The sequence below is a fragment of the Bacillus sp. SD127 genome (assembly GCF_058566445.1).
Genome location: NZ_CP191226.1, coordinates 1,543,182 through 1,565,892 on the forward strand (window position 1 = coordinate 1,543,182; position 22,711 = coordinate 1,565,892).

Genomic DNA, 22,711 nt, shown 5'->3' on the forward strand with positions numbered 1-22,711 from the left:
TAAGGAAGGGAATTTATCCTTGAAACTCAGCATGAAATTCATATACAATACAGGGGTAGGGTATATAAAATTTAGTTTAGGTGGTGTTTGTTAATGAAAAATCCTGAAATTGAGTCTTTTATTAAGGATGTGGATCGAATTGTTCATGACGGCGGGACTGAAGAGGTTTTGACTGGTAAGATTGCGGAGAGGATGAGACATCTGTTACAGGCCGATAATATTCTCCCTTCACAGTATCGGCAACCGAACCCAAAATACGCTCTGTATCCGTTGTATATTGCTGACGATGAGAGTTTTTCTATCGCGGTTGCGGTTTGGGATGTTGGGCAATCCACTCCTGTCCATGATCATGGAACGTGGGGCGTAATTGGAGTAGTTCAAGGAACGGAACACGAAATACAGTATGCATCGCCTTCTAATAAGCATGAGGAACTGATAGCATGTAATGACCGTTATATTCTGCAAGGGGAGGTTGTCGTCTGTTGCTCCACTGACCAAGACCTTCACAAAGTGGAGTGTGCCTCCAATGATCCGTGTGTAGGAATTCATGTGTACGGCGGCAATATTGGAAAAATAGAGCGTCATATCTACGATACACATACGGGGAAAAAACGGGTAGCGGTTAGTCACTGGGTTCCTGTACCAGCTTCCCGACAGTAAGTCGCATCTTTACGCCTAATGACTGTATAAATCATTGAGTAAAGTTTATGTAGCTTACTTTTATTTAACAGATGTGCTTAAAATATAGTAAAGTGGAATAATGGATTAATTAAACTGCAATAATCAGAATATTCTAAAAAATAACTTGAAAAACATTTTAAATCGAATTACCTTATCTAAGAAAGGAGGATTAAAATATGAAAATAACTATTGAAGAATTACCTGAATCAAGGATTGCTTACTTCCGAAATGTTGGGGAGTATGGTGAAAAGCAAAACAAAGAATTAATGGAGAATTTTAAAAAGTGGGCAAAATCGAATGGTGTATTTGATCATTCTACAATTTTAGGCATACCACAAGATAACCCAGAGATTACTCCTAAAGAAGAATGTCGTTATGATGTTTGCGTTGTTATAAATAAAGATTTTAATGTGGAAAAACCAGCTCATGTTGGTGAATTTTCTGGTGGGAAATACGCTGTTTTCTTGCTTGACCATATAAAAGAGGCAGTCAGTGAATTTTGGGGCAGTATTTTTACTGAGATAGAAAGAAATAATCTATCAATAAGAGAACAACCAATTATAGAAAGATATACTTCACAAATGATTGATAATCATTTGTGTGAAATATTAGTTCCTATACAGTAACGAAGCAGGGATATTTCCTACCCTCTGTTTAAAGGATAAAAACATGAGAGGCCTACTATGTATTTCAGATCTAATTGCAATTGAATCACCACAAGAAAATAACACAGATATGATGTTTAAAGTTGAAGCAGTCGATCCACCTGAACGTTGTCCTGAATGTGGTTTTGACAAGTTGTACAAACACAGTTCAAGAAAGAAACCAATTATTGATTTGCCCATTCGTTTAAAGCGAGTGGGCTTACAATTGAACCGCAGACGATACAAGTGTCGTGAATCTGGGAACGCTTAATATCCATTGATGAAAAACGTAGATGACCAAAAGGCTTTTAAAATCCATCCAAGAGCAATCCATGTCTAAGACTTTTGTAGAGGTCGCAGAAAGCGTTGGCGTTGACGAGAAAACCGTATTTTTTTCATTTACAACCTTGCAAGGTTTTTAACAAGAAGCCCTCTTTTTCCAATTCGATACTTAGCAGTTTTTTTCACAACAAACGCTCTTTTTTATATATGAAAATGTAAAAGAAACATAAATGAAAATATAAATGAGAAAAACAACAAAAACCCTTGCCACGTAAGGGTTTGTAAGGGATTCGAAAATCACTTTATAAATGAGGATATGAATGAGAATCTAAATCTTATTAGTAAACAGAATTAAACATAATAAACAGAAATAAATAATAATAAACAAACTGCGTTTATTTATCTGATTTCCGTCTTTCTTTTAATTGCTCCGTTATAATCTCCAAAGCAGCCTGTAATATTTCATCAGTTATTTCTCCATTATAATCAATATGAACTTTATAAAGTGCAAAAAATACAATGTCATTTCGTGATATCTGGAAATTACGTTGATTTTAAACTTTTCGAGAAAAGCTTGCCGCACCTTGAAAAAGCCTTAGAGTTGTCCAAACAATTAGATCGCAATGAAAGGCTACTTAGCTCGGCTTACTACAATCTCGGAAAGAATTACGCAGATTTAGGAATAAATGATAAAGCAGATCATTTTTCTTAAATGAGGCTGCCAAGGTATCAGAAAGTGCTAAGTTGAGCAATTTACCACATTCCCTGTTTACATACGCTAAATTTTTTTTAAAGCAGGGGAAAACATGTGAAGCAATAAAAATGAGTAAAAAGGGTTTATCGGCTGCGATATCCCAAGGTGACAAACTTTTTGTGTCCCTGCAAAAGTACTTGGAAGCACTTTATATTAATGCAGTAGATCAAGCGGGAATCAAAAAAACGATTGATTACTTAGAAAGAAATAAGAATTATGCGTATGTAGAAGATATCGCAATTGATACGGCTGAAGTTTTTGCAAAATCAAAGGAGTTTGAAACATCCTATATTTATCATCAAAAAATGCTTGAAACGCAAAAACAAATTCAGAGGGGAGAATGCCTGTATGAATTTTAAAAAAGGCGTAATCATTATTCTTACTGCAGTTACTTTAAGCTTAGGTTTCGTTGCAACTTTTACTATAGAAGAAAGTGCAGCATATCATCAACTTTCTGACCGGAATCAAACATAAGAATTATTAAACCCTCTCAATTGAGGGTTTTTTCTTTATGTATTGGATTGGTTCAACATTGACAATTGAGTCAAAAGGAAAAGGGAGCCGTTAAAACTTTTCCTGCTTGTTCTGCGCATTTATAATTTAAGTTATTTCTTAACTGTTCGTTACTTGAAAGCAATGTTCTGATGATTATACTGGATAATAGAAATATGAACCATTCATAAATTACTTGGCAAAACCTAATGGAATCATATAATATATAAACTAAACTTTGCGATTAAGGTGTGAGAAATTTGTCTAAAAAGCATGAAATAATATCAGCTGCAAGAGAGATTATTTATTCTAAGGGATATCAAGCAACCTCTATAAATGATATTCTTATGGCTGCAGAGATTGGAAAAGGCCAATTTTATCATTACTTCTCTTCTAAATATGATTTAGGATTAGCAGTAGTGGAATCTATAGTCCATGAATGGCAAACAGAGTTAATATCAGATATTCTTCAGTCAGATAATACTCCAGTAAATAAGTTAAATATGATGCTGGACAGAACACTTACTTTTCATACTGAAGTGAAGAATAAATCAGGTTGTCCGATAGGAAACTTAGCCATTGAAATGAGTGAGCATGATGAAACGTTTCGTGTAAAAATTCAACATTTATTTGAATGTTGGATAGGGGCTATAGAGATTACAATAAATGAAATGGTTGAACAAGGCCTGTTAGATTCCTTTGATACAAAAAAAGATGCTCAAGCAATTGTAGCTATGATTGAAGGAGGAATTTTGCTAATGAAAAACCAACAAAACGTCAACTTTTTACGTGACATTATAGAAGTAATTCGAAAACAATTTAATCTAGAATAGTCAACTGTTTTTTTTTCTTGCAATATTGTCTTTCTTATGTTAAGCTCTTTTTGTACCGACTGGTAGGTACAATCCTGTACGAAGGAGAGATAAACAATGGCAAAATTAAATGGTGTTGATATGAGTATTATTGAAGGTTTAGTGGAGCAATACAAAAAAAATCCTGCTGAAGGTACTGGAAGTTGGTCATCTTCTGTAAAATGGGATAACGGTTTCCATGTGGAGGCAAAAGTAGGTGATCATGCTCCTATTCATGTTGATGAGCCAAAATGGTTAGCAGGTTCCAATAAGGGAGCAAACCCAGTGGAATATTTATTAAGCGCACTAGGTTCTTGCCTGTCAGTGGGGTTTATTGCAAATGCTAGTGGAATGGGAATCAAGATAAACTCGTTAGAAGTAGAGGTTTCAGGACAACTAGATTTGAATGTCTTTTTAGGATTAAAGGAAGGAAATCCTGGTTTTGATGAAATCAATGCGCATTTTAATGTCGATAGTGATGCGGATGAACATCAGATTGAAGAACTTGTTGCACAGGCCATGAAACTTTCACCTGTAAAAAATACAATCCAAAGAAATGTTCATGTTCAGGCATCTTTAAGTCACAATAAGAAAAAAGAATAATTATAAGAGTATTTTTCGCAAGTTACTGTACCGAATAGTAGGTACAGTAACTTGCTTATAACTGACTGAAGGAGTACAACAGATATGTTTTATTCTAAAGAACATTTATGGGTAAAGGTTGACAACAATATTGTTACCTTAGGAATTACTGATTATGCTCAATCAACGCTTGGAGAAATTGTGTTCCTAGAACTCCCAGAAATGGGAACTTTAACAGTGAAAGATACTAGCTTTGGGAGTATTGAATCAGTTAAAACTACATCGGAGCTTTTTTCTCCGATTAACGGACAGATTATAGAAGTGAATACAGAATTAGAAGATAGTCCAGAATTTGTGAATGAATCACCTTATGATAAAGGGTGGTTACTGAAAGTAAAAGCTTCTAACACAGAGGAGATAAAAGAACTTCTAAATGCGGAGGAATACGATAATTACGTAAGTCAAATTTAAATAATTTAATTAAAGGAGTGTTCATATGAAAATTGAAGTTTGGTCTGATGTAGCATGTCCCTTTTGTTATATAGGTAAACAAAATTTAGAAAAAGCATTGAAACAATTCCCTTTTAGAGATGAAGTTAAAGTTGAATATAAAAGCTTTGAATTAGATCCTAGTGCGCCAGTATATAACGGGCAAAGTTATTATGAAAAATTACTCCCTAAATTTGGGGATTCCGAACAAACAAAACAGTTCCTTGAAAACTTAACTCAAAGTGCAAAAAAGGTTGGATTAACATTTAATTTAGAAGGTTTGAAACCAACTAATACGTTTGATTCCCATCGCTTAACAAAATGGGCAAAAACAAAAGGAAAAGAAGCTGATATGTCGGAAACTCTGCTTTATGCACACTTTACTGATTCTAAGGATGTAGGTGATCATGAAACGCTTGCAGATTTAGCAGAAGCTTCTGGTTTAGATAGACAAGAGGCTCTGAAGGTCCTAAATGACAAGTCTCTTTATGCAGATGAGGTAAGATCAGATCAAATAGAAGCTAAGCGTTATGGTATCTCTGGAGTTCCCTTTTTAATTATAAATCAGAAATACGCCGTTTCTGGGGCACAACCAGCAGAGGCTTTCTTAGAGGCACTCAACAAGGTATGGGAAGAAGAAAATCCGTTACTGAAACTTAAGAATCTATCAGTGAATAGTGAGGATGACACACTTTGTACTGATGGAAGCTGCGGAATTCCTACAAGTAAAAAATAAGTGGGAGCAACAAAATTTCTCTTAGATGAGTTTGTTTTTAAACTCTAACTTCTCTTCTAAAACTGATCTGATCTCTTTAGTAATGGCAATTTTAAGTTTAATCCTATTAAAGACTAGTATTAGGAGGGAGAGAACTAATGGTAGAAACAGTTGAATTAACATCTTTAGATTCAATAGATAACTTTATCCATCAAAATAAATTTAGTTTTTTGTATATTTCAAGGCCGGATTGTGGAGTATGCCATGCAGTCTTGCCTCAACTCAGAGAATTACTTGATAAATTTCCACATATCAAATTAGGGTATATCAATGCTTACAACGTAGAGGAGATAGCCTCAAGGTTTTCAATTCTTACGGTTCCTGCACTCCTTTTATTCATTGAAGGAACTGAATATTTGAGAGAAGCACGCTTTGTTCATTTTGAACAATTAGAAAAAAGACTAGAAAGAGTAAGTAAAATATATACAACATGATGTTTTAACAATGTTAAAAAAGTATGGCAACCAAAAACTAGAGGAGTGTTTCATATGTCTAATGTGAATGTAAAACTGAATGCTGTTTGGAAAGGAGGAGTAGAAGGAAACGGCATCATCAAATCTCAATATATTGATACACCCATTGCTATAGGAACAGAGTATGGAGGTAATGGGGAAGGAGCATCGCCTAAAGAAATCCTTGTGTCATCAGTACAAGCTTGTTATGTAGCAACATTAGTGTCGATGGTTGAATCAAGAAAACTGCCAGTAGTGAGTATTGAGGTTGATTCTGAGATGGTTGCTTCTGACAGTAGTTTTGATATTATCCATTATCCTCGTGTTGTTTTATCTGCTGATGCAACAGAAAAAGAAGTACAGTCAATGGAAAGAGTGAGTGAAGCAGCTGATAGAGCATGTATAGTAGGTAACATGGTCAAAAAAGCAGGCGTAGAAATAGAAGTCAAAGGTAAAGTGTCTACTCTTTAATCGATTCAATTAATTATTAAAAAAGCTTTTTACAACTTAGGAGGGAAAACAAAATGACTATAATCAAAGTAACAGATGGTAATTTAGAAAAGAACTTAAATACAGATAAAGTGGTTTTACTAAACTTCTCAGCATCTTGGTGTGGACCATGCCGGGTTTTTGCTGAGACATTAGAGGAGTTTGACAAAGAGTTTGGTGATAAAGTACAAGTTGTTAAAGTTGATGTGGATGAGAATCCGGAGCTTGCTGCAGAATTTGGTGTAATGAGTATCCCTAATACACGCTTCTATTCTAATAATAAATTCGAAAAACCTTTTGCTGGTATTGTTGGTATTGCGCAATTAAAAGAAGAAGTTTCAAAAATTAAGTCCCTTTAATCAAATGTGCATTAATGTATTCTTTTAAAGGAGGGAGATCATATTGGAGGAAATGGAAATTTATGATGTCATCATAGTTGGGGCAGGTCCCGCGGGAATGACAGCAGCAGTTTACACTTCACGTGCTAATTTGAACACATTGCTTATTGAACGTGGAATACCTGGTGGACAAATGGCTAATACGCAGGATGTAGAGAATTATCCTGGTTTTGATCATATTTTAGGTCCAGACCTCTCTAATAAAATGTTTGAGCACGCCAAAAAGTTTGGTGCTTTGTATGAATATGGAGATATAAAAGAAATTATAGATGAAGGCCGTTTAAAAAAAGTAGTAACTACAAAGAAAGAATTTTATGCAAAATCTGTTATCATCGCTACTGGGGCAGACCATAAAAAGCTTGGAGTTCCAGGGGAGAATGAGCTTGGTGGTCTAGGAGTTTCATATTGTGCCGTGTGTGATGGAGCCTTCTTTAAAGGACGTGAACTTGTTGTTGTGGGTGGAGGAGACTCAGCTGTAGAAGAAGCTGTGTATCTTACACGTTTCGCTTCAAAAGTCACCATTATTCACCGTCGAGATCAGTTGCGTGCGCAAAAAATACTCCAAGAAAGAGCATTTAGCAATGAAAAGATTGAATTCATTTGGAATAAAGAAGTTACAAGTATAAATGCAGGAAATGGAACAGTGAATACAGTAACGTTAAAAGATACAAAAACAGGGGAACAATCTCAATTCCCTGCAAATGGTGTATTTATTTACGTGGGGACACTTCCATTAAATGGTGCATTCAAAAACTTAGACATAACTAATGAAGAAGGTTATGTAGTGACGGATGAAGCAATGGCTACAAAGATTCCTGGTATTTATGCAGCTGGAGATATCCGTGATAAAACCCTGCGCCAAATTGTCACAGCTACGGGTGACGGATCAATAGCAGCTCAAAGCGTCCAACATTATATTGAAAACCTTGAGGATTCATAAGTAATATATAATCACACCTAATTGTACCGAATAGTAGGTACAGTTAGGTGTGAAATAAAAAAGTTAGAGGGGAAAATTATGAATTTGAACGATAGTTTATATAAAAAATCACATTTTAACCGTTTAGGTGAATTTAGTACACTTTCACCTGAAAGCTTTAAAACATTTGTAGCTTTTGACAGAAAAGCGTTATCTGAAGGAAAGTTAACAGCTAAATTAAAGGAATTAATTGCAGTTGCTGTTGCTCATACGACTGGATGTCCCCATTGTATTGATTTTCATGTTAAACAAGTTAAAAAACATAGAGCTTCCAGGGAGGAAATGGCTGAATCAATTATGGTAGCAACAGCATTGAAAGCAGGGTCTGCTTTTGCTCATGGTGTTAATGCTTTAAACGCTTATGATGGAACAGCTGATGATGAATTATTTAGAGCTTCTTATATCAACCGACTAAAAGAGTTTTCTCAGTTAGATGGAGATGCCTTTAAAGCGTTTATGACTTTTGACCAACAAGCGATGAAGGCGGGATTACTTAGTGTGAAAGAAAAAGAGTTGATTGCTATAGCAGTGGCGCATACAACAGGGTGCCCTTACTGTATTGATATCCATACTAAAGCAGCCAAAAAAGCGAAAGCAACGAGAGAAGAAGTTGCTGAATCAATTATGGTAGCAACTGCCTTAAAAGCCGGATCTGCTCTTTCTCATGGAGTTAATGCATTAGTTGCATATGATGAATAATCTTATGGACGGTTATGTTTGTTGGCAGCTGTATTCCCTCAAAAATCATAATAACTTTTATTAAATAACGAGCGTAGAAAGAGATAATCCTTATAAAAAACAAAATGAAGGAGATATAAAAATGACAAAAATTAATGGAGTCGATACAAAAGTTATTGAAAACTTAGTAGAAAATTATAAGAAAAATCCTGAGGAAGGCATGGCAGGATGGTCTTCTTCGGTAAAATGGAAAGATGGATTTTACGCTGAAGCGCAAGTAGGTGATCACAAACCTGTTCTGATTGATGAGCCAGATTGGTTATCAGGATCTAATAAGGGTCCAAATCCAGTTGAACTTTTATTAAGTGGATTGGGTGGTTGTTTATCAATTGGATTTATTGCAACAGCTAGTTTAATGGGGATTAAGGTAAATTCACTAGAAGTTAACGCTTCAGGACAATTAGATTTAAATGTATTTTTGGGCTTAAAAGAAGGGAATCCAGGTTTTAACGAAATTAATGTTCAATTCACAATAGATAGTGATGCAGACGATAAACAACTTGAAGAATTAGTTTCAAAAGCAATGGAAATTTCACCTGTGAAAAATTCATTAGAAAGAAATGTTCAAGTAAATTCAACTTTTAAACGTAATAAGTAAAAAGCGTTATGACAGGGTCGATCTTACTTTACTTTGTATAACTAATTTTAAAAAGAACGTAGATATACGCGACATATTACATGCGTAATGTCTGCGTTCTCATACGTTGCAGGTGGAATGGGAAACGCGAGAGGAGGAAAAAACCCCATTATGTCTGATGTGAACAGTATTAATAGATGGAGAGCTCTATTTTTGATTGCATTGGCTGAACTATTTGCCCTCAGTTTATGGTTTAGCGCTTCAGCCGTTCTTCCCCAATTAAAACATCAATGGGGAATGAGTGCAGCAGAAGGGTCATGGATGACCACATCCGTACAGGTTGGGTTCATTATTGGGGCCATTTGTTTTGCTTTTCTAGGGTTGGCAGACCGTTATAACCCAAGAAAAATATTTGCTATTGCCTGTATATTCGGAGCTGTCATCAATAGTTTATTTACTTTAAGCACTGGAATGGTAGTGGGATTAAGTTTACGTTTTTTAACAGGAATTACTATGGCAGGTGTTTATCCTACTGCCGTGAAACTACTCTCTACTTGGTTTCAAGATAGACGAGGATTTGGTATTGGAATCCTAATTGCAGCTCTGACATTAGGTTCTTCATTGCCGCATCTTTTTAATTTATTTATTCCGAATGTCAGCTGGAAGATATTAATGCTGGTCAGCTCTTTATTAGCATTGGTCGCAGCTGGTATTATGCATTGGGGTCTTCCGGATGCTCCGGAGTCTAAAAAAGAAGTAGCTACTGTATCGATGAATACACTCAAATATATCTTAAAAGATCGACCTGTAATGTTGGCTAACTATGGATATTTTGGTCATATGTGGGAGTTATATGCTATGTGGACATGGCTTCCATATTTCTTAACAGCCAGCTTTAAAGCATCCTTAGAGGGGACAGCTTTACAAGAGACCAGTACACTGTTCGCATTTTTAACAATTGGAATTTCGGGGGCTATAGGTTCGATAATAGGTGGATTATATGCTGATAAAATTGGAAAAGCACGACTTTCTATGATTGCCATGATTGTTAGTGCTCTATCTTCTTTATGTATCGGACTCACCTTTGGTCTTTCTATATGGATTACCGTTATCGTAGCAATCATTTGGGGGATATCAGTTGTTGCAGATTCGGCACAATTTTCAGCAATGGTTGCAGATTTCGCAAAATCAGAATGTGCAGGAACTGCCTTGACATTTCAAATGGCTATAGGTTTTCTTATTACGGTCCTTTCTATTTATTTGATTCCGGTCTTTGAAGATATCGTAGGGTGGAAATGGGCATTCTCCATCCTTGCGATCGGTCCTGTTATAGGAGTTTGGGCAATGATTTCTCTTATCCATTATAAACATTAAACGATGTACTCATTTTGTTTTTTAACACAGTAATGGCATGTGTTTTTCGTTTTTAAGAGAACTTGACGGATCCATTTTTACCTGTTTAATCTTTGTTCTTTAATTAAAGCAATCCTTTAGTTGAATAGTAAACAGCTTTATTTTTAACACCATTCTTGTTATTATCCCACTGCATAAGTGCGGAAGTTCCATAGAATTATGGAGCTTAAGGCCAAACCAACTGTTGGACTAACAGTACAGCATCAGGCTTAATCTTAAAAACATGATTTTCCGGATTTCCCTAACGTTACTGATTATTGCATAAGTGTATGGTGATTCTTTATGCAAAATGTAACAAATCCAACAAAGCCGAGAAAAGTAGTTTGGGTAAAGGAGGGTGAATGATTGGTGGACAAGAAGTTACTTACGAAAGCTGGTTATAATGCGTTGAAGAAAGAATTACTTTTTTTAAAGAAAAAAAGATGGAAAGAAGTTAGTGAAAAAGTTCAAGAGAGCAGAAATTTTTGTGATTTTAATAAAGATCCTGAGTATCAAATTTCAGTAGATGAATTTGCTGCACTTAAAAAGAAAATAAATGATTTGGAATACATTATAAAGCAAGCAAAAATAATTAAAAATGCAAATATACGAGAAGTAGGGATCGGATCCATTGTCACTGTTAAAGAAATGACAGGAAAATATGAAATGCATCTTAAACTTGTTAGTCCCGCAGAATCACATTTATCTGAAAACTATATATCCGATGAGTCTCCAATCGGAAAAAGTCTAATTGGTCACAAATTAAATGATGATGTAATAGTCAAGACCCCTTCTGGAATGATGCATTTATTAATCACTGAAATACAGTGATTTTTTTCTTAAGCTACTCTGTTGTACTCTATTTTAAATAAGGTAGATAATTGATGATTGGTAGTAACAATTGTGCTTTGTGAATGAAAATGGTGAATATTATAAAAAGATACAGGGTTGCAAAAAGCTAAAAAAGCATGCTAATATAATATTGTACCGACTGGTAGGTACAGGAGTTTAGTTATTGATAGAAGGAGGTTAAGTGATTACACCAACAGAACTGTATTATTCCAAGGACCCTATATGGGCAATTGAAGATCGAGTACGTTTAGGGATTACAGATATAATGCTCAAACAACAATTTGATGAAATTGTATTCTTAGATCCCCCGAGGAATGGAATTCATTAACGATAAACAATAGCTGTGGTGTTGTGGAGTCCATTAAAACTACTCCTTATCTCATCCTTTAAATTCTAAAAGTAAACACCGTATTAGAGGATAGTCCTGAATATGTAAATGAATCCCCTTATGATTAAGGATGGATGCGAGAAGTTCAAATGGATAATATAGATGATATCAAGCATCCTATAGGTGCTAAAGAATTCAAAGATTATGTATATGAAAAAATGGAGGGAATCATGATGAAAAAATTAGAATCAATTGATCAATTTGAGAAGTTAAAAAAAACAGAGCGCGTTGTCTTTATGTTTTCAGCGGACTGGTGCCCAGACTGTCGGGTGATCGAGCCAATTTTGCCGGACATTGAAGCAAATTATTCTGAATATCAGTTTATTTATGTAGACCGGGATGACTTTATTGATTTGTGCATCGAACTGAATGTATTTGGTATTCCGAGTTTTATCGCTTATCATAACGGAGAAGAAGCAGGGCGGTTTGTTAGCAAGGCTCGGAAAACACAAGAAGAAATTGAAACATTTCTTAACAGCTTGTCCGCCTAATCTGCTAACATAAAATTGTACCAAACGGTAGGTACGGATAAAAGGAATTAGAGGGAAGAATTATTAGTCAAGACGATGTTAAACAAGTTAAAAAACATAGATTCCAAAGAAGAAGTTGCTGAATCAATTATAGTAGCAACTGCCTTGAAAGTCGGATCTGCTCTTGATCATGGAGTTAATGCATAATGAATAAGTCTTAAAGTATAAAACTTGGAGGTTTTTATGAATAATTTTCAGTCAGTTGAAGCTCTTTTTAAACCATTCGAAATGGGAAATCTGAAACTATCTAATCGTATTTTGATGGCACCTATGACGCGAAACTTTTCTCCAAATGGAGTACCAGGGGTGGATGTCGCTGCGTATTATCGTCGTAGAGCTGAAAATGGTGTTGGACTTATTGTGACAGAGGGTACGTTTATCAACCATCCTGATGTTGCATCAGAGGTGCCAGCATGGCAGGAGGACGTACCACACTTATACGGAGAAGAGGCGCTAAACGGTTGGTCAAAAGTAGTTGATGGGGTACACGAGGCCGGTGGAATCATTTTCTCTCAATTGTGGCACATGGGTGCACGAGGCAACGCTAATGATTACTCAAAACAAGAAATTTTGGAATTAGTTGAAGCTTTTGCACAGGCAGCAGCCAATGCTAAAAAGGTTGGTTTTGATGGCATTGAGATTATGGCAGCCCATGGATTTTTAATTGATCAGTTCTTTTGGGAAAAAACAAACACACGTACTGATGAATATGGTGGCGACATAGTTAAGCGCACACGCTTTGCGAGTGAGGTCATCGCAGCTTGCCGACGTGTTATTGGACCAGATTTTCCAATCTCGTTGCGAATCTCACAGTGGAAATATGATTTCTATACAGCAAAATTAGTAGAAACTCCAGAAGAACTAAAACGTTTCTTAACGCCATTAGTTGATGCAGGAGTTGACATCTTTCATGCATCTATTCGTCGTTTTTGGGAACCTGCATTTGAAGGATCTGAACTGAATCTATCAGGATGGATTAAAAAGTTAACAGGAAAACCAACAATTACAGTTGGATCTGTCGGTCTTGATGGCGCTGATTTCTTGGATTTCTTCGCTACTGGAGAAGAGGCCACTGGTAAAGCCAACAAAATGGGCAATTTGATCGAGAGGTTAGAACGTGAAGAATTTGATCTGATGGCTGTGGGTCGCGCATTATTGGCTGACCCTGACTGGGTAAACAAAATCCGAGATGGACGAACAGAAGAATTAATTCCGTTTACGCGTGAGGCAATTGAAACATTATATTAAACAGAGCTAAAAAAATAATAAAGAACCCATTTTGATTGATTTTTTTCAAAATGGGTTCTTTTTAGTTACTTTCAGATAAAGGTCCCATAACACTATTACTTATCTTTTAGTGATTGATTTTGTAAGGTATATGAAATTAACGGAAACTTTTTCGAGTTGAGTCTATCATATGGTCGTTTACTACGGAAGCAATTTTCATGAAGTTTATAAAATCTTCTGTTGAAAATTGATCCAGTCTACTCATCCTAGAACAGATCCGATGGTTTCAAACTATGGCTTTGAATCGCATGAGAGAGGATGCAAGCAAAGGACTTAAAAGTCAAGTCATCTGCTACAATCCTCATCGTCTTTACGGAAATGATCATTGAGCTTATCAGTGCTGACGAGTTGAGAGAGCGAGACAAGCGGTTAGCTGGAAGCATTTTTATACCTCTATCGTATATTCTGTCTTCATTAGTTTCGAGAGTTTTAAAAGAAGAATGTACATGAATGAGAGAAGCAGGCATATTAGATCCGGCTTCTTCTGCATTATTTCCCCTTCGCTTTCTTCCGCTTTTCCTTCTCCGCCCGATAGAACTCATGGAACATCTTCATCAGCGCCCGCTTCTCAATCCGCGATACATAGCTGCGCGAAATACCGAGTTCTTTGGCAATCTCACGCTGCGTTTTTTCCTTCTTCAAATCAAGCCCAAACCGCCCGACAATTACTTCCTTTTCACGGTCATCTAAAATGTCAATGTATTGCTTCACTTTTTCAAGCTCCATATTGAGCTGGATTGTATCAATTACGTCTTCATTTTCTGATTTCAGGACATCGATCAGGCTTATTTCATTCCCTTCTTTATCCTGCCCGATCGGATCATGAAGGGACACGTCTTTTTTTGTTTTTTTCAATGCGCGTAAATGCATGAGGATCTCATTATTAATTACAAAAGGGGGGTGCACAGATTTCCTGTGTTTGATTAAATAAATGTTGAGTCAGTTTCCTGTAATAAATGCTTAAACGTTTCTTAGCGAATGAAGAGGATACCTTAAATAAACAAGCACATATTCAATTGTATGTGATTATATGTACAAAAGATTAATATTACGCAACATAAAAGTTGGAATGCAAAAGTGATATGTAAAATAATTGGACTGTCACTCTTAATAATCAGTCCAGGTTGCAGGCATTGTTTTTTTATCGCCTTCATGTCTATATATATGGCAAAATTCATGAGCGAAATCATACCATTGTTCAGTTCGGCTTTTTCGGCTGTCCAAGCATATATTATAAATTCCGCTGTGTTTAAGTGCGAAGCTTGTTACAGGTTTAAACGAAAGCCTGATATCTAAAGCCTTGGCAATCCGTTCAAAATTAATTTGTTCTGGTTCTTTAATATCAATCTTCCTGTATAAGTTTTCAATCCAATCCTCTAAATGACTGTTTGTATACCTCAAGATAAAAAACCTCCTTAAAGACGACAATCTAAAAATTGGATTCGTTTAAATATTATATGGAAAGCAAGACTTTTTTCATAGGAAAATGCGTCTAAAAAGATGGAATATGAATCCGTTTAATAATGGCTGTTTTCGTAAGAATGATAATTTTAACACACATCTGGATTTCTCTAGAAAAGTAAAGGTCTTTAGGAATTTATGTCAAAATAATAGTATGTGCCTTATGCAACAAACAGGGAGTTTGGTTGATTAATAAGGAGGGGGAAGTATGAAAATAAATATTCACATATTGGGAGCCTCTGGTGTCGGAACTTCAACATTGGGTGTTGCATTATCAAAGCGTTTGCCTCATACGCATCTTGATACTGATAATTACTATTGGTTAGATAAATTCACTAAAAAAAGAGAAATTTCTGAAAGAAGAAAGTTGCTTGAAAAAGACTTAACAATAAATGAGAAATGGATTCTTTCTGGTGCAGTGTGTGGCTGGGGCGATAATCTAAAAAGTTATTTTGACCTTGTCGTCTTCTTATGGATTCCACAAGAAATACGGCTTGAGAGATTAAGGCATAGGGAATTTCAGCGTTATGGAAATGAAGTGTTAGCCGGTGGCAGTAAATATGAACAATCAAAAGCATTTTTAGAGTGGGCTTCTTTATATGATAATGCTGGAATGGAAGTTAGAAGTAAAGCTTTGCATGAACATTGGATGGAAGATTTATCTTGTCCAGTGCTAAAGATTGAAGGCGATCACTCAGTCAATGAAAGAGTTGACCGTGTCTTGGATTATCTGAATTCTAATTAAACTAACGGATAGCGATAGCTGCATAAGAAAATAAATTTAAAAATCAAAGAAAGTTCCAGTAATTCATTTTACGGATCACGTTTTTTTATACCGCTATCAGTATGCTGTTGGAGGGGTTAAATATCAATAAAAAATTCTTAAAAAGGTTAATGATTGTACCAATTCTATTCATTTGTTATGTTTTATTTTTAAATCCTAAAGTTATACTTGAACAGCAATGTCCTAATAAGCCTTACAGTTTAACAATCGTAAAGCACGGGACAGGTATATTCGATAAGAAAATTGTTTTAATATATTACAAGATCAACGGAAAAACAGTAGCTGTTGGAAATTTGGTGTTTTTTGAGAATTTGGGCAGGGATATAGATGTTACTTGGGATACGAATACAGATGATGGAACTTGGTGGATAGATAAAAGCGTACATTTAACCATGACCTATGCTAAAAATTTTAAGGGGGATTTAGACAAGAAAGATATTGATTTTGATTATGGTACTGTCCAATGATAATGAATCAGTATATTTAAACAGGAATATACAATAAAAGAACCGCCAGTCGCGGTTCTTTTGTGTTCAAATTTAAACAGATTTAGGAGCAGTTTTTCCTTTCCTTACAATTACCATGATTCCAGGGATGATCATAAGTATACTGGTATTAAGTAAAACCAGTCGTTTGAATAAGACAACAATTGAAGCCGTAAACCCAATACATGAAAAGATCAAAGACCCCCATGCCCCAACAAGAAGGTCGCTTGTCATATCAAAGTATCTGATCAAATGAAAAAATAAATCTAAATAGGCGATACCTAGAGCTAGAATAGATGCTACAACACCCAGTAGGCTCCCTGTCAAACTTAAAAAAATTCAATGGTTCTCTTCACAATAAACGCACCTTATGTAATCAGGACACTTCATTTTTATATATGAAAATGTAAAAGAAACATAAATGAAAATATAAATGAGAAAAACAACAAAAACCCTTGCCACGTAAGGGTTTGTAAGGGATTCAAAAATCACTTGCGGCTCTTTATTTCTACCCAGATAAAGGAGCGAAGAATAACGGTATCGACGGCGTATATGGACCGAAAACAGCAGATGCAGTTAGACGATTTCAGTCGATGCATGGACTATCTGCTGATGGAATTTATGGACCTAAGACTAAAGCCAAACTTGAAGCTCTATCAAAGAGGAACTGAACAAGCTCTAAGTATAATAAAACAGCTCCTTATCCTTTTAAATAGCACAATTTTGGTTGAGTGACTTTTGCCATTAGCCATTACAACCTTTATATCCAAAAATTCTTAATATACATCCAAATATTTTTATTATATACTTATCTAACCAAAAAAACTGGAGGTTGGTTTATTTATGCCATTATCAAATTCAATGACAAATCCGAGTGTTAGACTTGCTACTTCTCCACCACCACCGTTTCTGCTCATAAACACGCTTATATTTAAAACAGATTAAGAATCTGCGAAATATAAGCTGTTTCGCAGATTCGAAGGAGTAGAAAATGAAATCTAGCATACAGTTTATATTATCAATGATTATTTTTGGTACAATTGGTTTAGTTGTGAGATACATTGACTTATCTTCGAGTGAAACAGCGTTTTTAAGTAGCTCAATTGGTTTTCTCTTTTTAACACTTGTGTTTATTAATAAGAGAAAAAGCTTCTCCTGGAAAAAAATAAAAAGTTGTGGGATATTTCTTTTTTTATCGGGCATTGCTTTGGGAGGAAATTGGATATTTCTTTATCAATCCTATGAGTATACAACACTAACGAATGCCACGTTAGGTTATTATTTTGCACCTGTTTTTGTGATGTTACTTTCACCTATTTTTTTAAAGGAAAAACTCTCTTTTAAAAAAGTGATATGTATCTTCGTAGCAGTATTAGGGATGATGTTCATTGTCGGAAATGGTGTTAGTGCATCCGGAAGAGAGGATTTAATTGGGATTATTTTGGGGTTAATTGCAGCTGCATTTTATGCTGCGTTAATGTTGTTAAATAAGTTTATTAAAGAGATGAATCGGCTGGAAGTAACCATTATCCAACTGTTGGTCACAGCTTTAATTCTTCTACCATATGTCCTTATTACAGAAGGACTTAACATGCTAAGTGTATCATCATCATCAATTCCTTTTATAATCTTTCTGGGGATTGTAAACACAGGAATAGGGTTCTGGTTGTTTTTCTCTGGCATGGAAAAATTAAAAGGTCAGAGCATAGCTGTGTTAAGTTATGTTGACCCATTTGTTGCTATTCTCATTTCTGGTCTAATATTACAAGAGCAATTCACGTTATTACAAATTATGGGTGGAATTCTTTTATTAGGTTCTACTTTTGCTAGTGAATTAAGATTTCGCAGAACACAAGAGTGTGTCAAACGATTTTAGCCTATGTTTGGGTTACTCAGGACGACATTTATGGACCTGATACTAAAGCAAAACTTGAAGACTTATTGAAAATAATTAAAAGAAGCCCTTCTTAAAAAGAGGGGCTCCTTTTCTAACTATATTGTTTTAAGGTGTTCTTTAATTTGTTCAATGACTTGCTTAAGCCATTCTAATGGAGTTATATCATCTTCAGGAAAGTATATACCATCAGCTGCTTCTTCTATAAATTCATTCTTGTCTTCTTCTGAATAATCACTATTTACAAACTCAGTTAGTGCTATTAAATCTCTTTCTTTTAGTTTTTGTGATGCTTCATTTAAATATTTATCAAGGGCATTTTCCGGAGACTCTATATCTTGGTGGAAATGTCCACCGAGAAATCTAAATACAGGATCAGAAACTTTAATTTCAATCATTATATATCACCTCGTTGGGTAGCCTGTTAGTATAAAGCTACCATCTTCATTTTTCCTTAATACTATTCTAGCGTTAGTCATATCTTTAACTTCATTTGAACCTTTACGAACTCCTCTACCTATAACTTCGGTTCCCCTATAAGGCAACGGTAATGTATCGTCAATATCACTATTTAACCACTCTTCAATTTCCTTTTTATATTTAGTTAAAGTTTGATTAGCGACTCTTTCTGCAGTTGGCCTATCAGTGAAACTAGAAGAGGCACGTATCTTGTTGTTTTTCTGTAGCCTCTGTAATAACTCTTCATCAGTCTTACCGATATGTCTATCAATTAGATGCCCGCCTTTTGCTTCATGAGCAGCTAATCCTCCGCCAGGTGCGAGAGGGGTACTATCACCTTGTTTGACATTACCTATACCGATATCGGTAGGAGTCTCAGATTTTCTAAGTACACTCTCTTTTTTATCTTCAATAATCCTTTTTAATAAAGGCGTATTCTTTGCATTATATGTATTGTCGATGTCTTGGGCAATCCCCACAAGTGCAAGATCATTCTTATTTCTAATAATAGAATCGATGTAAGTTTTGCCTTTGTTTATCCCTTTATTGACATGAGCAGCAGCTGTTCCACCTTCAACCACTTTACCTACTTTTGAGAGCTTAGTAGTGGTTTGCACTGCAGTACCTGCACCTTTTGGACCAACGATATTACCGACCGCATAACTGATATAATGTGCTCTTGTGTATGCATCACCATTTATCATTTTATCATTCCATGAATCGGCGATGTTTGTCCAGATTATTTTTGGATAGGAAGGAACGCTTAAGACTGTTGTAATTGTTTTTGTAAGTTTTAGTTCCATAGGAAGCTGTGAATATTCCCAGGCTCCTACAACCAAGTCTTTGATGCCATATATCGTATCGTCAATCGTATCGTTAATCCCATCATTAACACCATCGATGATATCAAATGCTGTCTTACCAGCATTGATTACACTTTCACCGACGGACTTCAACTGTTTTGCTTGTTCTAGCTGCACTACATACTGTAACTGTGCAGGCTCAAGGTTCTCATACCCGATCTTCTTCGCAATTTCTAAATACTCATCCGGATCTGAGACACCATTCGCAAGCTTTTTCTTTAAGTCTTTTATCTCACGTTCCTTCGCTTCTTCTTTCTTAATCTTCAAATAGGCTTCAGTCTGTTTCTCAATATCGCCTTTTTTCTTATGTATGTCGCTTTCACGGTACGCCCTAGCGTTGTAGTGGATGGGTGTAGCATTTTTGCCTTTTCCCGTTGCTTCTTGGAGCTTTTGGAAATCTGACTTGATGAATTGTTCATTTGGTTCCGACATAGCATATTCTGTCAGTAAATCTTCGTCAAGGTCACCTAGTTTGTTTTTTGCGTTTATCATTGGCATCTGCAAGCTCATCCTTTAAGGTTTCTGTTGAAAACAAGTCGAGCGGGAGGATGTCGTTGATATCGTTTAGAATATCTTTCATAGCTTTTTTCTGTTCAGACATGATTGACTTTGATTTTTTATGGGCGTTAGCCAGTTCATGTTCTAAAAAAGACTCTTCAATATAAGCATCAGAGAGGCCCTTGTCCTCGACAGCTCCGGCAATGCTATTAAAAAACGCGATCTTCATGTCAATGTAGTCGATCCATTGATCAGTGACACCAACATGATCGTGATAGAATGCTTTAATGTTATTAGCGCCTTTACCTGAGAATTCGCTGTCATCCAGTTCAGCGACGCTTTGTAAAGCTTTTCTCAAGTTGACCATTTGCGTCCTTAGTTCTTTATATTCTTTGGCGCGGTCTGTAGCTTCAGACATAAGTGTTTTAGCTTCAAAGACTTTCATAATCATACCCTCTCATTTAATCATATAACAAAATATTACCATGGAAGAATGATGAAACTAACTGTTATGTGGATCAAAGGTTGGGAATGAATCATTCGATCTGTGCTATTTTACCTATTTACCAATCGTTTCAATGAAAGGGGACTTTCCAATTGTAACATCGCCATCATGAAAAAATTCGATAACGTAGCCAGATTCACTAAACAGAAAAGTATCTGATCCAACGGCAGTTACATCATCAATTACGTTTAATGCATGCTCAAGACTGGTTTTTAATGCTGGCTGTTCTCCGTAACCCCAAAGGATAATAATGTTCCTATCTTTAAAATGGTGTTTAGCTAGCCAATCGTAAATCTCTTCCTCGTAATCTATAAATTGGTGACAACAAACTTCTTCCCACTTGATTCGTCCCCAAGATGTAAAGGGAAAACAGTTTGAAAGCAGTTCATAATATTTTGCCGTTAATTCTTCTGATAAGATTTCTTTGTTTTTCCCTAGAGCTTCTAAGCATTCATCAAATAAGTCCAAAATTTTCACCTCAAAAGCTTTATGTATGATGGATTTTTTCAGTATCAGAAATAAGAAAAAGCCGTTATGAAACGGCTAAAGGGAATCAGAACTAATGTTGTTTATCGATTCAAACAAGGAATTCATGAGTAGGTGCTAGAGTTACATTCCGGGATGCTTCCTTCATTTCGCCATTAGACATAGTTCCGAAAAAGGCAAGTCCAATTAAAACGGCGGATAAACTGATAAACAATTTAGATTTCATACATGCATTCCCCTTTCGATATTTGCTTTTGAGCATATACCATCTTCTTGAAACAGATGATACTATCCTCTATTTTTCCATTATAATCGAAAAGGTTTCCTCCTAACAATGCCATTTCTTCCAGATAAGGGTATCCTTTGCCGTTCTCTAAACGAGAAAAAATGTTGAGGAGTTTAGGTGTATCGCCATTTCTTATATAAAGAACGTCTAATGCTTCAAATAAGTTCATAAAAAGTTCGTCTTTAAAATCTACAGCACTTCTGATCCCTTTGCGGAAGCAATCCATTGCTTGTTCTTTTTTGCCTTGTTTAAAATAAATCAACGCTAGGTCATGATAAGCTTGCGGAAGTACGTCAGAGTTAATTTTTCTGTATTGAACCAAGGCTTGTTCGATGTAACGAGCAGCCTTATTTAAGTTGTCCATTTTGTGATAGCAATTGCCGAGATTGAAAAACGCAGTGGCATAGATATGAGTATTTTTACTTTTAAGCAGCTCAGCACCTTTTAAAGCTTCTTGAAGGTGAGGGAGAGCTTTTTCATGATTTTCAAGGTCATCGTAGTTACCGGCAATGACAAAATGGCACTGAATACGCCGAACAGAATAAAGTTCATGTTTTTTATAGATATTGTATGAAAGTTCAGCGTAGTGCATTGAGATGTGAGTCATTTTCATATGATAATAGACTTCGGATAACTTAAAATAAAACTCAGCTTTTTCAATCTTGTCGGAGATCGTTGGAATTTTGCGTTCAGCTTTTTTGTAATATGTAATGGCCTTTGTGTATTTACCGTTTCTAAACTCATACATCCCGCGGAAGAAGTTATAATAATATGCCCGCATATTGTCCAGTTTTTTCTTATATCCTTCGATTTTCTTCAAATATTCTGAAAATTCCATTCGATTCTCATCAGATGGCAGCGTATACTCCAGCATGATTTTATGTCGAAAGGCCATTAGTTGATAATAAATAAGCAAGTCTTGATCTTCTTCCATAACCTCTATATCACGTTCGATTTCAGCTTTTAACATTTCAGCATCAGTTACGTTGAATTTTTGAATATGCCTATGCCATTCATTAATCTTCATTCCCACTTCAGCTGATGTGATTGATATCAAGATATTCACCCTTCCCTTAACTCTACTAGTAATGTAAATATTAACAAGTTCTCGTTCGCAGAAAAAGGCAATAGGGCACCGCAATTTAAATTTTCGGTGAGACCGCAATAACTTTTTGCCTTGGTATTAAGAATCTTGATTATATGCTACGTAGAAAGTGACGGGTTGGGACTGTTAGAGGAGTAAACCTTGTGTTTGCTCCTCTTTTTTTGCTTATCAGATAGTCGTCGTGGTGTTGTTATCAAGTTGCAATAGTATTTTTAAGAAAAGCATCAATTGATTTTATTTGAATACAAAAGAA

The 22,711-nt window shown here is 35.6% G+C and carries 24 protein-coding genes and 7 pseudogenes; 23 read left to right on the forward strand and 8 right to left on the reverse strand.

Annotated features, from left to right (window positions below):
• The first annotated feature begins 93 nt into the window (after nt 1-93).
• The 3 genes and pseudogenes from ACQVGS_RS07895 to ACQVGS_RS07905 form a co-directional block, all read left to right on the forward strand.
• The gene (locus tag ACQVGS_RS07895; protein ID WP_127696728.1) at nt 94-660 is read left to right on the forward strand and encodes a cysteine dioxygenase family protein; all 567 of its coding nucleotides are present in this window, start codon (nt 94-96) and stop codon (nt 658-660) included.
• A gap of 197 nt (nt 661-857) precedes the next feature.
• Nucleotides 858-1,307, forward strand: coding sequence for an AraC family transcriptional regulator (locus ACQVGS_RS07900; protein ID WP_127696729.1), 450 nt, complete (start codon nt 858-860; stop codon nt 1,305-1,307).
• A gap of 43 nt (nt 1,308-1,350) precedes the next feature.
• Nucleotides 1,351-1,714: pseudogene (locus ACQVGS_RS07905) on the forward strand (transposase family protein); the annotation flags it as partial.
• A gap of 288 nt (nt 1,715-2,002) precedes the next feature.
• On the opposite strand, the pseudogene ACQVGS_RS07910 reads toward ACQVGS_RS07905, so the two are convergent.
• Nucleotides 2,003-2,089 (reverse strand): annotated as a pseudogene (locus tag ACQVGS_RS07910) (transcriptional regulator); the annotation flags it as partial.
• On the opposite strand from ACQVGS_RS07910, the pseudogene ACQVGS_RS07915 reads away from it, so the two are divergent.
• The 16 genes and pseudogenes from ACQVGS_RS07915 to ACQVGS_RS07990 form a co-directional block, all read left to right on the forward strand.
• Nucleotides 2,089-2,720 (forward strand): annotated as a pseudogene (locus tag ACQVGS_RS07915) (aspartate phosphatase); the annotation flags it as partial. The pseudogenes ACQVGS_RS07910 and ACQVGS_RS07915 overlap by 1 nt on opposite strands.
• Nucleotides 2,710-2,835, forward strand: coding sequence for a hypothetical protein (locus tag ACQVGS_RS07920; RefSeq protein ID WP_262927560.1), 126 nt, complete (start codon nt 2,710-2,712; stop codon nt 2,833-2,835). The pseudogene ACQVGS_RS07915 and the gene ACQVGS_RS07920, both read left to right, overlap by 11 nt.
• A 278-nt stretch (nt 2,836-3,113) precedes the next feature.
• Nucleotides 3,114-3,686, forward strand: coding sequence for a TetR/AcrR family transcriptional regulator (locus ACQVGS_RS07925; RefSeq protein WP_491831345.1), 573 nt, complete (start codon nt 3,114-3,116; stop codon nt 3,684-3,686).
• Between the two features lie 96 nt (nt 3,687-3,782).
• Nucleotides 3,783-4,307 (forward strand): OsmC family protein, encoded by a 525-nt coding sequence (locus ACQVGS_RS07930; protein ID WP_010788731.1) that lies wholly within the window; start codon nt 3,783-3,785, stop codon nt 4,305-4,307.
• Nucleotides 4,308-4,391: 84 nt separating this feature from the next.
• On the forward strand, nt 4,392-4,757 hold the full coding sequence (gcvH, locus tag ACQVGS_RS07935; RefSeq protein ID WP_127696732.1) for a glycine cleavage system protein GcvH: 366 nt from the start codon (nt 4,392-4,394) through the stop codon (nt 4,755-4,757).
• A 25-nt stretch (nt 4,758-4,782) separates the two neighbouring features.
• Complete coding sequence (locus ACQVGS_RS07940; RefSeq protein ID WP_151174380.1) at nt 4,783-5,511, forward strand: DsbA family oxidoreductase; 729 nt, start codon at nt 4,783-4,785, stop codon at nt 5,509-5,511.
• Nucleotides 5,512-5,648: 137 nt separating this feature from the next.
• A complete protein-coding gene (locus tag ACQVGS_RS07945; RefSeq protein WP_127696734.1) occupies nt 5,649-5,984 on the forward strand; it encodes a thioredoxin family protein in 336 nt (111 codons plus the stop codon).
• 54 nt (nt 5,985-6,038) lie between these two features.
• On the forward strand, nt 6,039-6,473 hold the full coding sequence (locus tag ACQVGS_RS07950; protein ID WP_127696735.1) for an OsmC family protein: 435 nt from the start codon (nt 6,039-6,041) through the stop codon (nt 6,471-6,473).
• A gap of 53 nt (nt 6,474-6,526) precedes the next feature.
• Nucleotides 6,527-6,850, forward strand: a complete 324-nt coding sequence (locus tag ACQVGS_RS07955; protein WP_010788736.1) for a thioredoxin family protein — start codon at nt 6,527-6,529, stop codon at nt 6,848-6,850.
• A gap of 43 nt (nt 6,851-6,893) precedes the next feature.
• Nucleotides 6,894-7,829, forward strand: coding sequence for a thioredoxin-disulfide reductase (trxB, locus tag ACQVGS_RS07960; RefSeq protein ID WP_151174379.1), 936 nt, complete (start codon nt 6,894-6,896; stop codon nt 7,827-7,829).
• Between the two features lie 78 nt (nt 7,830-7,907).
• Nucleotides 7,908-8,567, forward strand: coding sequence for a carboxymuconolactone decarboxylase family protein (locus ACQVGS_RS07965; protein WP_151174378.1), 660 nt, complete (start codon nt 7,908-7,910; stop codon nt 8,565-8,567).
• A gap of 121 nt (nt 8,568-8,688) precedes the next feature.
• A complete protein-coding gene (locus ACQVGS_RS07970) occupies nt 8,689-9,204 on the forward strand; it encodes an OsmC family protein (RefSeq protein WP_151174377.1) in 516 nt (171 codons plus the stop codon).
• Between the two features lie 150 nt (nt 9,205-9,354).
• Complete coding sequence (locus tag ACQVGS_RS07975) at nt 9,355-10,557, forward strand: MFS transporter (protein WP_254517767.1); 1,203 nt, start codon at nt 9,355-9,357, stop codon at nt 10,555-10,557.
• A gap of 387 nt (nt 10,558-10,944) precedes the next feature.
• Entirely contained in the window at nt 10,945-11,406 is a 462-nt protein-coding gene (locus ACQVGS_RS07980; protein ID WP_223203937.1) for a GreA/GreB family elongation factor, read from the forward strand.
• Nucleotides 11,407-11,988: 582 nt separating this feature from the next.
• A complete protein-coding gene (locus ACQVGS_RS07985; RefSeq protein ID WP_151174376.1) occupies nt 11,989-12,306 on the forward strand; it encodes a thioredoxin family protein in 318 nt (105 codons plus the stop codon).
• 222 nt (nt 12,307-12,528) lie between these two features.
• Complete coding sequence (locus ACQVGS_RS07990) at nt 12,529-13,593, forward strand: NADH:flavin oxidoreductase (protein WP_151174375.1); 1,065 nt, start codon at nt 12,529-12,531, stop codon at nt 13,591-13,593.
• Between the two features lie 528 nt (nt 13,594-14,121).
• Here the strand turns inward: ACQVGS_RS07990 and ACQVGS_RS07995 are convergent.
• Both ACQVGS_RS07995 and ACQVGS_RS08000 read right to left on the reverse strand, forming a co-directional pair.
• Nucleotides 14,122-14,520: pseudogene (locus ACQVGS_RS07995) on the reverse strand (sigma-70 family RNA polymerase sigma factor); the annotation flags it as partial.
• Nucleotides 14,516-15,033: pseudogene (locus ACQVGS_RS08000) on the reverse strand (ImmA/IrrE family metallo-endopeptidase). The pseudogenes ACQVGS_RS08000 and ACQVGS_RS07995, both read right to left, overlap by 5 nt.
• 268 nt (nt 15,034-15,301) lie before the next feature.
• Here ACQVGS_RS08000 and ACQVGS_RS08005 point away from each other — a divergent pair.
• The 4 genes and pseudogenes from ACQVGS_RS08005 (at nt 15,302) to ACQVGS_RS08020 (ending at nt 18,238) form a co-directional block, all read left to right on the forward strand.
• Nucleotides 15,302-15,838 (forward strand): ATP-binding protein, encoded by a 537-nt coding sequence (locus ACQVGS_RS08005; RefSeq protein ID WP_229150273.1) that lies wholly within the window; start codon nt 15,302-15,304, stop codon nt 15,836-15,838.
• Nucleotides 15,839-15,987: 149 nt separating this feature from the next.
• Entirely contained in the window at nt 15,988-16,344 is a 357-nt protein-coding gene (locus tag ACQVGS_RS08010; protein ID WP_491831352.1) for a hypothetical protein, read from the forward strand.
• Between the two features lie 497 nt (nt 16,345-16,841).
• Nucleotides 16,842-17,033, forward strand: a pseudogene (locus ACQVGS_RS08015) (peptidoglycan-binding domain-containing protein); the annotation flags it as partial.
• A 320-nt stretch (nt 17,034-17,353) separates the two neighbouring features.
• Nucleotides 17,354-18,238: a DMT family transporter gene (locus ACQVGS_RS08020; RefSeq protein WP_127696742.1), complete on the forward strand. Its 885-nt coding sequence runs from the start codon at nt 17,354-17,356 to the stop codon at nt 18,236-18,238.
• Nucleotides 18,239-18,354: 116 nt separating this feature from the next.
• Here the strand turns inward: ACQVGS_RS08020 and ACQVGS_RS08025 are convergent, their stop codons facing one another.
• From ACQVGS_RS08025 to rapE, 5 genes and pseudogenes are all read right to left on the reverse strand, one after another.
• Complete coding sequence (locus ACQVGS_RS08025; protein WP_254517763.1) at nt 18,355-18,654, reverse strand: contact-dependent growth inhibition system immunity protein; 300 nt, start codon at nt 18,652-18,654, stop codon at nt 18,355-18,357.
• 6 nt (nt 18,655-18,660) lie between these two features.
• Nucleotides 18,661-20,521 (reverse strand): annotated as a pseudogene (locus ACQVGS_RS08030) (ribonuclease YeeF family protein).
• 114 nt (nt 20,522-20,635) lie between these two features.
• Entirely contained in the window at nt 20,636-21,049 is a 414-nt protein-coding gene (locus ACQVGS_RS08035; RefSeq protein WP_420867028.1) for a CDI toxin immunity protein, read from the reverse strand.
• Between the two features lie 109 nt (nt 21,050-21,158).
• The gene (phrE, locus tag ACQVGS_RS08040; RefSeq protein ID WP_106020134.1) at nt 21,159-21,293 is read right to left on the reverse strand and encodes a phosphatase RapE inhibitor PhrE; all 135 of its coding nucleotides are present in this window, start codon (nt 21,291-21,293) and stop codon (nt 21,159-21,161) included.
• Nucleotides 21,283-22,410: a response regulator aspartate phosphatase RapE gene (gene rapE, locus ACQVGS_RS08045; RefSeq protein ID WP_491831355.1), complete on the reverse strand. Its 1,128-nt coding sequence runs from the start codon at nt 22,408-22,410 to the stop codon at nt 21,283-21,285. The genes phrE and rapE overlap by 11 nt, the downstream gene beginning before the upstream one ends.
• Between the last annotated feature and the right edge of the window lie 301 nt (nt 22,411-22,711).